Origin of the sequence: Stieleria sedimenti, assembly GCF_025060895.1 — a bacterium.
GTDB lineage: Bacteria > Planctomycetota > Planctomycetia > Pirellulales > Pirellulaceae > Stieleria > Stieleria sedimenti.
This window is the reverse complement of sequence record NZ_JANZKV010000034.1, coordinates 46013-58779: the sequence shown is the minus strand read 5'-3', so window position 1 is coordinate 58779 and position 12767 is coordinate 46013. Positions and strand designations below refer to the sequence as shown.

9 protein-coding genes are annotated in these 12767 nt (G+C 58.3%); 6 read left to right on the top strand and 3 right to left on the bottom strand.

Translation table 11 applies throughout. The annotated features are described in order from the left end of the window. The first annotated feature begins 112 nt into the window (after positions 1–112). Both NZK35_RS04820 and NZK35_RS04815 read left to right on the top strand, forming a co-directional pair. On the top strand, positions 113–1087 hold the full coding sequence (locus NZK35_RS04820) for a universal stress protein (protein ID WP_259631462.1): 975 nt from the start codon (positions 113–115) through the stop codon (positions 1085–1087). Between the two features lie 77 nt (positions 1088–1164). Beyond that, entirely contained in the window at positions 1165–2721 is a 1557-nt protein-coding gene (locus NZK35_RS04815; protein ID WP_259631461.1) for a bifunctional aminoglycoside phosphotransferase/ATP-binding protein, read from the top strand. A gap of 57 nt (positions 2722–2778) precedes the next feature. On the opposite strand, the gene NZK35_RS04810 is transcribed toward NZK35_RS04815, so the two are convergent. Then, complete coding sequence (locus NZK35_RS04810; protein WP_259631460.1) at positions 2779–3192, bottom strand: Hsp20/alpha crystallin family protein; 414 nt, start codon at positions 3190–3192, stop codon at positions 2779–2781. A 434-nt stretch (positions 3193–3626) separates the two neighbouring features. Here NZK35_RS04810 and trxA point away from each other — a divergent pair, with 434 nt between their 5' ends. From trxA to NZK35_RS04795, 3 genes are all read left to right on the top strand, one after another. Beyond that, on the top strand, positions 3627–4064 hold the full coding sequence (trxA, locus tag NZK35_RS04805) for a thioredoxin (protein ID WP_259631459.1): 438 nt from the start codon (positions 3627–3629) through the stop codon (positions 4062–4064). A gap of 130 nt (positions 4065–4194) precedes the next feature. Continuing rightward, complete coding sequence (locus NZK35_RS04800; RefSeq protein WP_259631458.1) at positions 4195–5034, top strand: phytanoyl-CoA dioxygenase family protein; 840 nt, start codon at positions 4195–4197, stop codon at positions 5032–5034. A gap of 7 nt (positions 5035–5041) precedes the next feature. Beyond that, positions 5042–6151 carry a Gfo/Idh/MocA family protein gene (locus tag NZK35_RS04795; protein ID WP_259631457.1) on the top strand — a complete coding sequence of 370 codons (1110 nt, stop codon included), beginning with the start codon at positions 5042–5044 and terminating at the stop codon, positions 6149–6151. Between the two features lie 208 nt (positions 6152–6359). Here the strand turns inward: NZK35_RS04795 and NZK35_RS04790 are convergent, their stop codons facing one another. Together NZK35_RS04790 and NZK35_RS04785 are read right to left on the bottom strand one after the other, a co-directional pair. Beyond that, entirely contained in the window at positions 6360–7571 is a 1212-nt protein-coding gene (locus NZK35_RS04790; protein ID WP_259631456.1) for a prenyltransferase/squalene oxidase repeat-containing protein, read from the bottom strand. Next, complete coding sequence (locus tag NZK35_RS04785) at positions 7568–8881, bottom strand: HlyD family efflux transporter periplasmic adaptor subunit (RefSeq protein WP_259631455.1); 1314 nt, start codon at positions 8879–8881, stop codon at positions 7568–7570. Before NZK35_RS04785 ends, NZK35_RS04790 begins: the two co-directional genes overlap by 4 nt. A gap of 169 nt (positions 8882–9050) precedes the next feature. Between NZK35_RS04785 and NZK35_RS04780 the strand changes: the two genes are divergently transcribed. Further along, complete coding sequence (locus tag NZK35_RS04780) at positions 9051–12719, top strand: PAS domain-containing protein (protein WP_259631454.1); 3669 nt, start codon at positions 9051–9053, stop codon at positions 12717–12719. Positions 12720–12767: the final 48 nt, after the last annotated feature.

Below are 12767 nucleotides of genomic sequence, written 5' to 3'. Positions count from 1 at the left end.
CAGGCGCGACAATAAGCGCGCCTCCCCCGGCAAACTCTTGGCAATCCGTCGTGGATTGATTTTGGCACAAATCATGCAAACCTAGAGGTAGAACCACTCTTAGGAATCTGCAATGCAACGATTTAAGAACATCTTGGTCTACGCGGGAACGAACGATCCCGAGACGGCAATTCAACGGGCTTTTGAAATCGCCAAGGAGAACAAGGCGGTGGTCACGCTGATGGATGTGGTCAAGCCGCTGCCTGGTGCGATCGGTCTGGTGGCGCATGGGGCCAGTCACGAAGAAATTGAACACCTGATGATCGAGGACCGTGGGCAAAAGCTGGTCCAACTGGCGAATCAATTTTGTCGAGAAAGTCTCACCGTGGAGATCCTTGTTTGTTGTGGCGATCCGGCACAGGAAATCACCAAACGCGTGCTCACCGGCGGACACGACTTGGTCATCAAGACGGCCGACGGAGTCTCGGCCACGGGGCGTTTATTCGGCAGCATCGCTCGATCGCTGCTGCGTGTCTGCCCCTGTCCCGTCTGGGTGCTCAAACCGCTGATCCACCCCGAGTTTAAACAGGTGCTCGCGTCGATCGACCTGGATGCCGATGACGAAACCCATTTGAACTTGAACAACAACATCCTCGAGTTGGCGTACGCGATCGCCTTGCGTGACCGCGCGAAACTGCACGTCGTCAGCGTCTGGGACATGTGGATGGAACACGCCCTGCGGCGACGCGCCGGCGACGAGGAAGTCAATGCCGCATTGGCCAAACGCGAAGCCAAGGTTCGCAAACGGCTGGATCGACTGTTGCATGAACCCTTCGCCGACGCCGACGACATCCAGGTCCATCTGCGTCGCGGTCCCGCTGCCCCCAACATCCTCGCCGTCGCCCAAGACATCGAAGCCGACTTGGTCGTCATGGGGACGGTCTGCCGGACCGGCGTGGCCGGATTCCTGATCGGTAACACGGCCGAAAACCTGCTCTGTCAGTTGAACAGTTCCATACTCGCCCTCAAACCCGAAGGCTTTGAATCCCCGGTTCACATCAGCGAAGATGATCAGTCGATCGAAACATGCATGTTGCCGATGACTTGACAAAACGGATCCGTCGATTGAACGAGGTTGCTTGACACAATCGCGGTCCGTGCTACGCAACCCAAACAGGTAGGACAATGAGTCACGCCGACGCCACCGCGACCGCAAACGGCCCATCCAGCGAAGAATTGATCAACGGTCTTCGCAACCCCGAGGCCTATCCGGAGGCCCAAGCGGATGACGTGGAGTTGCACGAGACCCACATTTCGTGGGTCTTTCTGGTCGGCGATTTTGCGTACAAGATCAAAAAGCCGATTCGCACCGCGTTCCTGGATTACTCATCACTCGAAAAACGCAAACAGTTTTGCGAACAGGAACTCCGCCTGGATCGACGCTTCGCTGCGGAACTTTACCTGGACGTCGTCCCGCTGACTTGGAGCGGCGGAAAACCTGTGGTGGAAGGCACGGGGTCGGCGGTGGAATACGCCGTCAAAATGCGGCGGTTTCCGGCCGGCTCGCTGCTCAGTGAACGACTGGATGCCGGCAAGCTGACGACCGACGAAGTGTTCGAATTAGCCCAGTGTGTTGCTGAGTTTCACCGTTCGGCCGAACGACTGCCCAATGATGCCGATGGAAAACGGCTCGGATCGATCGACTTGATCTACCAAAACGCGACCGACAACCTAGCCGCGCTTAAAGATGCCGTCACGGGTCCGTCGGCCAAAATCCTACGCGTGCTCGGCGATTGGACCGGCACCTTTTTTGAACAACACCGTCGCGTGTTTGTCCAACGAGTCGCCAACGGGTTCATCCGCGAATGCCATGGCGACATGCACTTGGCCAATATCGTTCACTGGAACGACCGCTTGATCCCCTTTGACGGGATCGAGTTCAACGATCAGTTTCGCTGGATCGATGTGCTCAGCGACGCGGCGTTTGCCGCGATGGACTTTGCCGCCCGTGACCGCATGGATCTGTCGCACAGTTTCATCAATGCCTACCTGGAACACACCGGCGACCATGCGTCACTCGTCGTGCTGAGATGGTACTTGGTCTATCGTGCGATGATCCGTGCCAAGGTGGCGGTGATGCGGGCGTCGCAACCCGGTCTATCCGATTCCGAACGGGCCACCGCGATGCAGGATTGCGAGCACCACATCGAACTGGCCTATCGGTTCTCCTTGCGTGATCGCCCCGCATTGTGGATCACCCACGGCGTCAGCGGCAGCGGAAAAACCACCGCCAGCGAGTGGGTCGTCCAGCGGCACGGTGCGATCCGACTCCGCAGCGACATCGAACGCAAGCGACATTTCGGAATGCAGCCGACCGACCGTCCCAACCAACGGCAACAACGCGAACTGTATTGTGAAGTCGCCAATCACGCGACCTACGAACGGTTGCGTCGGATGGCGCGTTGCATCCTCCGTTCCGGCCACTCGGTCGTCGTCGATGCGACATTTCTGCGACGCGACGACCGCCAGATGTTCGAGACCTTGGCGAACCGCGAATCGGCGACCTTCGGGATCCTCAACTGCCACGCCGAGGAGCAAACGCTGCGGCAACGCATCAGCGACCGGATCGCCCGCGATGATGACGCCTCGGATGCCGATCTGGACGTCCTGGACGGCCAACTGTCCAGCATCGAACCGCTGTCTCAAAGCGAACAAAACAGCGTCGTCGAGATGTCGATTTAGCGTACGTCCGTCGAGTTGCTCGCTGGCGAGCAACTCGACGACGCTCACGCGGCAACCCTACTTGGCTTTTACCGCCACCCGCTTGGCTTTGGTCGCTTCGCCCTTGGGCAAGTGAATCGTGATCACACCGTTGTCGGCTTCGGCCACCACATCATCGGCCTTGGTGCCCGGAGGCAGGGCGATGCTGCGATAGAACGATCCGTAACGGCGTTCGATGCGATGCACTTTCGTTTCCTTGTTGTCGTCTTCGGTTTCCTCTTTCCGCTCGCCCTTGATCGTCAACCGCTCATCGCTAACGCTGATCTCGACGTCTTCGGGTTTGATCCCCGGCAGATCGACTTTGACCTTCAGCGCCGAATCGTCTTCCGAGATATCAACGCTCGGCTGCCATTCGCTGGCCGGGAGCATGCTTTCAAAATCGCCGGTCCCGCCCCAGAAGTTTTGTAGCGCGCGATCGAATTCATCTCGCATCCGATCAATGCCCGTTGGAAAGCTAGAACGGTGTCGTGTTAGAAGTCCCATCTCTCTCTCCTCAATTTAAACAGACGTGGTACAGGTATTCTCTTTCGGTGCACCGTTTGGCAGACAGGCAGGTGCACTTCTTTGTTTGTGTCGAATTGCAAAAGTTGTGCCATTTCCCGATCGTGTAGCGTTTCGAATGTGGGGACCCTGCCGCCTTGGTATCGCATTCGCAGAGTGCCGTTTCCATCCAGCGTTGGTGGGCTTACGTTCTGGCATAAGGGAGGCCTTGGACGATGGCTGACGGCCTGGTGGCATGCACGGCATGCCCTACGTTGACACGGCAGCCTATTCAACTCTGCACAAGTTTCACACGACCGCGCGCGGCACATAAAATGCACATGTGGTGACGCCGCGTCCCACACCAACCTTCAAACTCGATCGCCATGACTGCACCTCCACTGAGTCTTGTTTGTTCCGACTGTCTCGCCGTCAATCGTGTTCCGAGCGATCGGATCGATGACCGACCGATCTGTGGCAAATGCCAAACCCCGTTGTTGCCCGCCACCCCGGTTGAGTTGACCGATCGATCGTTCGGCAAGTTCGTGTCGCGATCCGACGTCCCGATCCTCGTCGATTTCTGGGCGTCTTGGTGTGGCCCTTGCCGAATGATGGCCCCTTCGTTCGCCGAAGCCGCCGCGGAGTTGTCGCCGGGGTTCATCCTCGCCAAGCTGGACACCGACGCCGCCACGCAAACCGCGGCACAGTTTTCGCTCTCGGGAATCCCCACGATCATCCTGTTCCGCCGCGGATCCGAAATCGCCCGCCAAACCGGTGCACTGAACACCCCGCAAATCCTTCAGTTCGCCCGCTCAAGCGTCTAACGCTCCGGCAACTTTTAGGTCCGGACAGAGCACCAGCCGATCGGAAACGCAATGGGATTCCCCGAGTTTGTTATCCTACACGGTCCGTCCCCATCGCCTTGTCTTCCACTCTCCCCATCCCCCGTCTCCTATGTCCACACCGATCTCCCAACTCGATCGTGAACACTACCAACGCGACGGTTTTCTGCTTCGCAAATCATTATTCGATGCCGAAGAGATCGACCTGTTGCATCGCTCGGCCCGGGAAGACAAACAGCTTGATGATCACGCCTTCGGTCGCGCCGATGGTGAAGGCGGGACGGTTCGGCTGTCGCTATGGAATCACCCCGGTCAAGGGATCTACGGTGCCTTCGCCCGCTGCCATCGAATGGTCGACACCGCCGAACAACTGCTCAACGACGAGCCGTATCACTACCATTCCAAAATGATCATGAAGGATGCCCACGTCGGCGGCGCCTGGGCTTGGCACCAGGACTATGGGTACTGGTACGCCAACGGCGTGTTGACACCGAACCTCGTCAGCGCCTTCATCGCCGTGGACCCGGCCACGCGGGAGAACGGCTGTTTGCAAGTCATCCGGGGCTCCCATCACTGTGGCAGGATCCATCATCAATTGACCGGCGACCAGGCCGGTGCGGATGTCGAGCGTGTCGCAGAAATCCTGAAACGCATGGAATTGATCCATGTCGAAATGGATCCCGGCGACGTGCTCTTCTTTCATTCCAATCTGTTGCATCGCAGCGACCAAAATAAATCCGCCAATCCTCGCTGGTCGATGATTTGTTGCTACAACGCCAAATCCAACGACCCCTACAAGGACTCGCACCACCCCCGCTACACGCCGATCGATCGCCTGGACGACTCGGCGATCAAACAGATCGGCATCAAGCGATTCGACACGGACACCGCGGAAGCGGCATTTTTGGACCCCAACCACGACGCCAGCGCCAAGTCGCTTCAGGACGAGTAATCCATCGATGCCGCAACGCCCCGCCTCCGAAGCGTCCGCCTCCGAAACGCTCGACTACCTGCCCACGCTCCCCGACCGGCTGGACATCGGCATCGGCTGCATCGGCGCGGGCTTCATCATGGCCGATTGTCATCTGGTCGCCTATCGCGCCGCCGGCTTGCAACCGATCGCCATCTGCTCGCGAACGATCGAAACTGCCCGCCAGGTTGCCCAACAGCATTCGATCGAATCGGTGTATCCAAACTACCAACAATTGCTCCAGGACCCACGCGTCGAAGTCGTCGACATCGCCGTCCCTCCCGACTGCCTGCTGGACGTCGTCCGCGAAGTCGTCCGGCACACACAGATCCGCGGCATCCTGGCACAAAAGCCGCTCGGCGTTTGTCTCGATCAAGCCAAAGAGATCGTTCGATTGTGCCGCGAGGCCGGCATGACCCTGTGTGTCAACCAAAACATGCGCTACGACCAATCCGTTCGAGCCTGTCGACACCTGATCGCAGGGGGCGATTTAGGTGATCCGGTCCTGGCAACAATCGACACCCGTGCGATCCCCCACTGGATGCCCTGGCAAGAACGACAGGGCTGGGTCACGTGCCGAATCTTGTCGATCCATCATTTGGACACGATGCGTTTTTGGTTCGGCAATCCGCAGCGAGTTTATGCCAGCTTTCGTACCGATCCACGCACCAAGTTCAAACACACCGATGGGATCGGGCTGTACATCTTGGAATACGCATCGGGCTTGCGCTGCATGATCTGTGACGACGTCTGGGCCGGACCGGTCCGCGAGGGGGCCGCCGAGGCCATCGGCATCACCTATCGCGTCGAAGGCACCCAAGGCCTGGCGCTCGGCGACATCGGGTGGCCGAAGTATCCCCAGCGGACGCCCAGCACACTTCAGTACAGCACGACATCGACTGGCACCTGGCACCGTCCGCGCTGGGACGAGGTCTGGTTCCCCGATGCGTTCCTGGGACCGATGGCCGAATTGTTGGTGGCGTTGGAAAACGGAGTCGATCCGGCCCTCAGCGGCGAAGACAACCTGGCCACAATGGCACTGGTCGATGCTTGTTATCAATCCGCCGCCCAGCATCGCGCCGTTGAATTGAATCTTTAATGATCGTCGCCGGGGACGGGATGGCAGAAAAAGGGTGGGCAGAAAAACAGGGGTGTGAAACCGGACAATAAAGGGGGGGCAAGAAAATGTAGTCTGTCCGATTCAGGCCTGCTGAGACACATTTGGCCATCGAGCCTCATCCGCTCCTACACCATTTTCTTGTCACCCATATTCCTGTCTCTCTTCGTCCGCCCTATTTTTCTGCCCGCTATTTTCCTGCCCTCTCCCCCTCGACGGCCTTACACCGATGCAGCGTCATCAGCGCGAACCCGGTGCCGTAGGGACGGTGGTAATCGTACAGCGGGTAATCCCACCACGACCCGTTCTTTTCTTGACGGTCCAAGATCAATTTCGCCAACATCGCTTGATAGGGCGCCCGTTGTTCGGCGGGCAATTGGTCCAAGCACACGGCTCCGTAATAGTGTCCGAAGTAGTAGAAATACCCCGCGACTTGCATCCATGACTCGTGGGGAATCGGCCGTTTGCGTCCGATGTCCAGCCAGCCATTGCGGACGTACAAGCGATACAGCCACGTCTTGATCACGTCATCGGTCACCGTCTTGTCACCCCAGGCCCGGAGCGCGGCGTTGCAGCACTGTGTCCGACCCAGACTGCCGCCCGGACGATTGATTTCGCGTGCCGGCCGGTCCTTGAGATACTCGCCGTACAGGTAACTGAAATCCGACTTCTTTTGACGGTTGGTCGCCGCAATGGCTCGATCGACCATTCGCTTAGGGGGCTGCACTCCGATTTCTCGCGCCTCGGCCAAGGCGATGAGCACGGCGCCGTTGACGAAACTGATCGAACTCGATGTGGGCTGATTGGACTGGTACCTGAAATCGTAGTACCCCCAGCCGCCGTCCACCGATTCGTAGCGCTGCAGCATGTCAAATTGATCGCGGATCATTGCGACAATCTTTTCCTGAGCCTCGGTCTCGCCGGCATGTCGCCCGTGCAACCGGACGAGTGCCTGGATCGAATAGGCGTGCCCCCAGACGTTGTAGATCGCGTCGCCGCTGGCTCGGCGGAGCGATCCGAGGTGCTCGTACAACCACGCTTCGGCGCGGTCAATCGTCGTCTGGGTTTTGGGGTCATCGGGGGCGACTTCCAGCAATCCCGAAAGTGCCAACGACGTCGTTCCGGCGCGAAACGCGTGGTGCGCACCGGGAACGGGCGCGTAAATGTTCAACCCCTTGGTCTTCGTCGGCGACCCCCAGGACCCGTTGGGGTTCTGGTCGTCGATCAAGAATTGGACGCCACGTTCAATCGCGGCCTGCAACTCCTCCGGCTCGGTCGGCTCGACCACCGGCAACGGTCGGACTTCGTCCCCGATCCGAACCGTTTCTTGGGGATGACCTTCCGCCTGCAACAGCATCAAGACTGCTACGGCAACGAAACAACGTCGCGACAAGCATCTCATTTCGTTGCTTCGTCCTTGTTCTCGGCGCCGTCGGCAGCCTTTGGGTTCGCCTGAGGAAACTGCAACTCACACGTCATCGCCGGCAGCACGTCGGCCAAGGCTTTGCCACGCAGGGAAACGATGCAGTCGTACTTCCCGGCGGTCAGGGGCACGATTCCGATGGATTTGACGACACCGTCCAGCTCCGAATCGGCGATTCCCTTGGGAACGATCTTGCAACGGTCCCCGACGTGAACCGCTTTCAATTGCGCTTCGGGCAATTCGACACGCACCTGCAATTTGGCGGGGTCGAGCACCGTGCCGATCACTTGTTTACCGCTGACACTTGTGTCCTTCTTCAGTTCGACCGGTTTGGCCGGCAGCTTGGCCCGCGTGACGGTTCCGTAAACGAAGATTCCGTCCAGCCCTGACTTCAGGACGACCTTCTTCCGCTCGGCTCGCATCTCGTCAAACTTTTCTGCCTGCTGTTCCAGCTTGATGCGTTTGCGTTGCAATTCGAGCTCGCGTTTCTGTTTATCGATGCCCATCGCGTGGAGAGTTTTTTCATACTCGATGACGGCGCGTGCCAAGGCTTCTTCTTGATTGGCGTCGTCGCGGGGGATCGACTGTTTGATGGTTCGATCATGCTGAAGCTGGGCGCGATCGAGTGAGAATTGGGCCGACTCCATCGCCCGCTTGGCCCGACGCAACACGATCTCCTCCGACTCTTCGGTCAAGTCGTCTTCTTTGTACATCTGTTCGAGTTGCCGATACTCTTCGGTGGCACTCTCGAGCGCAAACTGGGAGGACTCGAGCGAGAACTTCGCCTGCTTGATGGCCCGCTCGCGGTCCACCCGTTGATAGTTGTCGTAATTCTGTTGCGCCTCATCCCGAGTCCGCCGTGCCTTGGCTTTGTCGAGCGATTGTTGTTTCAGAAACTGCTCGTTGGCAAACTCATCAGATTTCAACTCCAGTCGGGCGATCGCGAGATCTGATTCAGCGCTTCGAATCTTGTCATCGAGCGGTTCGGTTTCGAACCAGACGAGCGTCTGCCCGTCGGTCACGTTCGTCCCGGAGGGGACGATTCGCTCGATCACCAAATCCGTCAAATGCTCGTTGTCCGCGGTGACTTCGAATTGTCGGATGGCTTCGAATGTGCCATCCAATTTGACCGTCGCATCGGCGGTGTCATCGGACGATGCGGCAGTGTCCGCGGCAGTGTCCTCTGCATAGCCGGCAGGGATCGACACGGTCAGTAGCAAGACAAACAGGAACATCGGCCGGCACGCGGCAGGCCTCCAAGATCGCATCATCGTTGTGTGGCTCTTCATTGCAGAAATGGTATTTTGGCAATCCGCACCATGATTACTCATCATCCGGTCCAGGTCCAGCTTTTCTTGGGCAGCTCGATCGATCGGACCGTATTTGCCCGCCATCTAGGACTGAAGCGGCTATGATGGAGTTAAATCGAGTCGTCCCCCACTTTGCTGGTTAGACGCCATGGCAAATGCAGAAATCGGAAGTGCTTCAAACAACGCTGAACTCGATTCGGGCACATTTCCTGCCATCCCGGAGCGTTTGTTGCAACGGTCCAGCGAGTGCCGATGGACCGCGTCCTCGGACGAGCCACGGTTCCAATGGATCGATCCCGCCTCGGCGACGGTTTTTCGCAGATCCGCTGACGAACTACTCGCCAATCCCAACGCGCGGCTCGAGCTGATCCATCCTGACGACCGAGCCGTCGTTGCCGGGATCTGGAGGGATTTGGAAAAAACGGAACAGGCGGAATACGACTACCGACTGGCGGTCGCCGACGGCACCACGGTCTGGATCCATGAAACGGTCCTCTTGGCCCCTGACCTCGCTCAGGAACCGCTGCTCTTCGGTGCCAGTCACGACATCACTGAACAACGACATCTCAGCCGATCGCTGGGAGACTCAGAGGCGGTGTATCATTCGCTGGTCGAAAGTCTTCCGCTCTGCGTGCTACGCAAAGACCTGCGTGGTCGATTGCAATACGCCAACGAACTGGCCTGCGAAGTGATGGGTGTCTCGGCCCCCGCCATCGTTGGGAAGACCGACTTCGATCTATTCCCCGCAGACCTCGCCAAGAAATACTTGGCTGACGACCGGCAGGTGATCGAATCCGGCAAACTGCACCACAATGTCGAACGCCACCAAGATTCCGGCGGCAACCTGAAACACGTCGAAGTCTGGAAGGCGCCCGTTCACGACGTCAGCGGCGAAGTGGTCGGAATCCAGGTGATGTTTTGGGACATCACCGATCAGAAGAACGCCGAGCATCAGGTCGAGTACGAAAAATTCTTGCTCTCCATCCTGCTCGATACCGTTCCCGACGCCGTCTATTTCAAGGATCGTGACAGCCGCTTCATTCGACTCAGCCGCAGCTGCGCCAAGAAACTCGGCCTGGATGATCCTCGACAAGCGATCGGCAAATCCGATGCGGACTTCTTCGGCCGCGAACATGCCCGGGAAGCGCTCGCCGATGAACGTCGCATCATGGAAACCGGCGAAACCATTTTGGCCAAGATTGAACGTGAAACCTACACCGATCGCGAGGACACCTGGTGCAGCACCACCAAGGTTCCGCTGAGAGACCTGCACGGTGAGATCGTCGGCACCTTCGGGATCTCGCGCGACGTTTCCGAACAAAAGAAAGCCGAAGAGGAACTCTCTCGCGAACGAGACCTGCTGAAAACGATCATCAATAACGTCCCCGATTTGATCTACGTCAAAGACCGAGCGGGCCGATTCATCACCGCCAACGCCTCTCTCGTTCAGTTGCTGGGGCTCGAATCCGCCGATGATCTGATCGGCAAAACGGACTACGACTACTCACCTCCGGAAATGGCGTGTAACTACGTGACGGACGATCAAAACGTCATGCGGACCGGCGAACCGTTGCTGGACCGCGAAGAGTCACACCACGGAGACCATGGCGAAGAACTCTGGTTGTTGACGACCAAAGTACCGCTCCGCAGCCCCGACGGCGAAGTCATCGGCGTGGTCGGAATCGGACACGACATCACCGAACGAAAGAAGTTCGAAAAAGAACTGATGCAGGCCAAGGAGGTGGCGGACAAGGCCAATCGGGCCAAAAGCGATTTCCTGGCCAACATGAGCCATGAAATCCGCACGCCGATGAACGCCATCATCGGCATGACCGACCTGGTGCTGGACACACGCCTGGATGCAACCCAACGCAACTTCCTGTCCATGGTCCAAGAATCAGGCGAATCGCTGCTGGCGGTCATCAACGATATCCTGGATTTCTCCAAAATCGAAGCGGGCAAGCTTGAGATCGAATCGCAAACCTTCGATCTCCGCGAAAGTCTCGGCGATACGATGAAGACGCTGGGACTGAAGGCTCACGCGAAAGGCTTGGAACTCGCCTTCCGCGTCGATCCCGCAATCCCACGCTACCTCTGCGGCGACCCCGGACGCCTGCGCCAAATCATTGTCAACCTGGTCGGCAATGCCATCAAATTCACCGAACAGGGCGAAGTGTTTGTCGAAGTCGAGCTCGTCTCGCAAACCGACGAAGAACTGGAATTGCAACTGTGCGTCCGCGATACCGGAGTCGGGATCCCGGAAGACCGCTGCAATGCGATCTTCGAAGAATTCGAACAGGCCGACACCTCGGTCACACGCCGCTTCGGCGGCACCGGACTGGGGCTTGCCATCTCGTCCCGCCTGGTCGGTTTGATGGGCGGAGCGATCTCGGTCGACAGCGAAGTCGGCCAAGGCAGCCAATTCACCTTCAACATCCATCTGCGTCAGGCCCCCAACGGCACCGAAGCCCACGCGACGACCGGACTCGTCTACGTCGGCGGCTCGAAAGTCCTGGTCGTCGATGACAACACGACCAACCGAAAGATCCTCCAGGAAATGCTCGGCAACTGGGGGATGGTCCCCGTCCTCGCCGACTCCGGAGAATCCGCACTCGAATTGCTACGTGAAGCCGAGCAACGCAACGAACCTTGCAAATTGGTCGTCAGTGACGTGCACATGCCCGAAATGAGCGGGTATGACTTTATCGAACAGGTGCGGCGAGACCCAACTGTTTCTGACACGCCGATCATCATTTTGACCAGTGGCGGCCGCGAGGGCGAAGACGCACTGCGCGATCGACTGGACATCTCTGAACGATTGATGAAACCCGTCAAGCAATCCGAATTGTTTGATGCGATCGTGCGAACCTTGGGCGTGACGGCACCCGAAGACACGCCCGACTACGATTTCAGTGAGCCCATTCACGAATCAATCGGTCACCTTAAAGTGCTGTTGACCGAAGACAACGCGATCAATCAAAAACTGGCGATCGGTGTGCTCACCCGGTTCGGTCATCAAGTGACCGTGGCCAACAATGGCGCCGAGGCGGTCGAAGCATTCCAAAACGATCACTTCGACGTCGTGCTGATGGACGTCCAAATGCCCGTCATGGATGGATTCGCCGCCACCGAAGCGATCCGTGAAATCGAAACGAAATCCGGAGGCCACATTCCTATCATTGCCATGACCGCACACGCCATGAAGGGTGACCGGGAAAAATGCCTCGAAGTCGGGATGGACGAGTACGTTGCCAAACCGATTCGGATCAGCATCCTCAAAGAAAAACTCCTCAAAGTCCTCCAGTCTCCCGCCGCCGGCGACGCACCGACCGATGAATCCGCCACCGAGGATTCGCTGAGTCAGGGTTCGGTCAATGCGGATGTCGCTCTCACCGCTGACGCCGATTCGTCCGCCACCCAAACCGATTCAACTGAAACCGAACCAGACGCCGACTGCACCGCCGAAAAAGTGGACCATTATGACTTAGAGCCCGTCCGCACCATGGTCGCCGGCAATGACGAACTGTTGCGTGAATTGCTGGGCATGTATCTGGACGAAAGCGAAATGCTGTTGTCGCAGATCGAATCAGCAATCTTGGCGGGCGACGGCGAAGGCGTGCGGCGCGCCGGACACACACTCTGCGGAGCGTCACGCAGCGTCGGCGCGGCAGAAACGTCTGAAATCGCGGAGGAATTGAGGTCGGTCCAAGACGAGGGCCCCTTCGACGAAGCCGCCGAGTGCGTGACCAAACTACGGGCATCCGTCGCCGCAGTCGCCAAAGTGATGAAGGCCTACCTGGCCACCGATCCGTGTTAATCGGGCCATTCACCAAAACGCCAACAACACGGCATGGAGCAATCGTTG

Excerpts from the sequence above, each read along its gene's own strand:
- NZK35_RS04810 (WP_259631460.1), bottom strand. The coding sequence starts at position 3,192 with ATGCGAGATGAATTCGATCGCGCGCTACAAAACTTCTGGGGCGGGACC.
- NZK35_RS04815 (WP_259631461.1), top strand. The coding sequence starts at position 1,165 with ATGAGTCACGCCGACGCCACCGCGACCGCAAACGGCCCATCCAGCGAA.
- NZK35_RS04785 (WP_259631455.1), bottom strand. The coding sequence starts at position 8,881 with ATGAAGAGCCACACAACGATGATGCGATCTTGGAGGCCTGCCGCGTGC.
- NZK35_RS04800 (WP_259631458.1), top strand. The coding sequence starts at position 4,195 with ATGTCCACACCGATCTCCCAACTCGATCGTGAACACTACCAACGCGAC.
- NZK35_RS04795 (WP_259631457.1), top strand. The coding sequence starts at position 5,042 with ATGCCGCAACGCCCCGCCTCCGAAGCGTCCGCCTCCGAAACGCTCGAC.
- NZK35_RS04790 (WP_259631456.1), bottom strand. The coding sequence starts at position 7,571 with ATGAGATGCTTGTCGCGACGTTGTTTCGTTGCCGTAGCAGTCTTGATG.
- trxA (WP_259631459.1), top strand. The coding sequence starts at position 3,627 with ATGACTGCACCTCCACTGAGTCTTGTTTGTTCCGACTGTCTCGCCGTC.
- NZK35_RS04820 (WP_259631462.1), top strand. The coding sequence starts at position 113 with ATGCAACGATTTAAGAACATCTTGGTCTACGCGGGAACGAACGATCCC.
- NZK35_RS04780 (WP_259631454.1), top strand. The coding sequence starts at position 9,051 with ATGGCAAATGCAGAAATCGGAAGTGCTTCAAACAACGCTGAACTCGAT.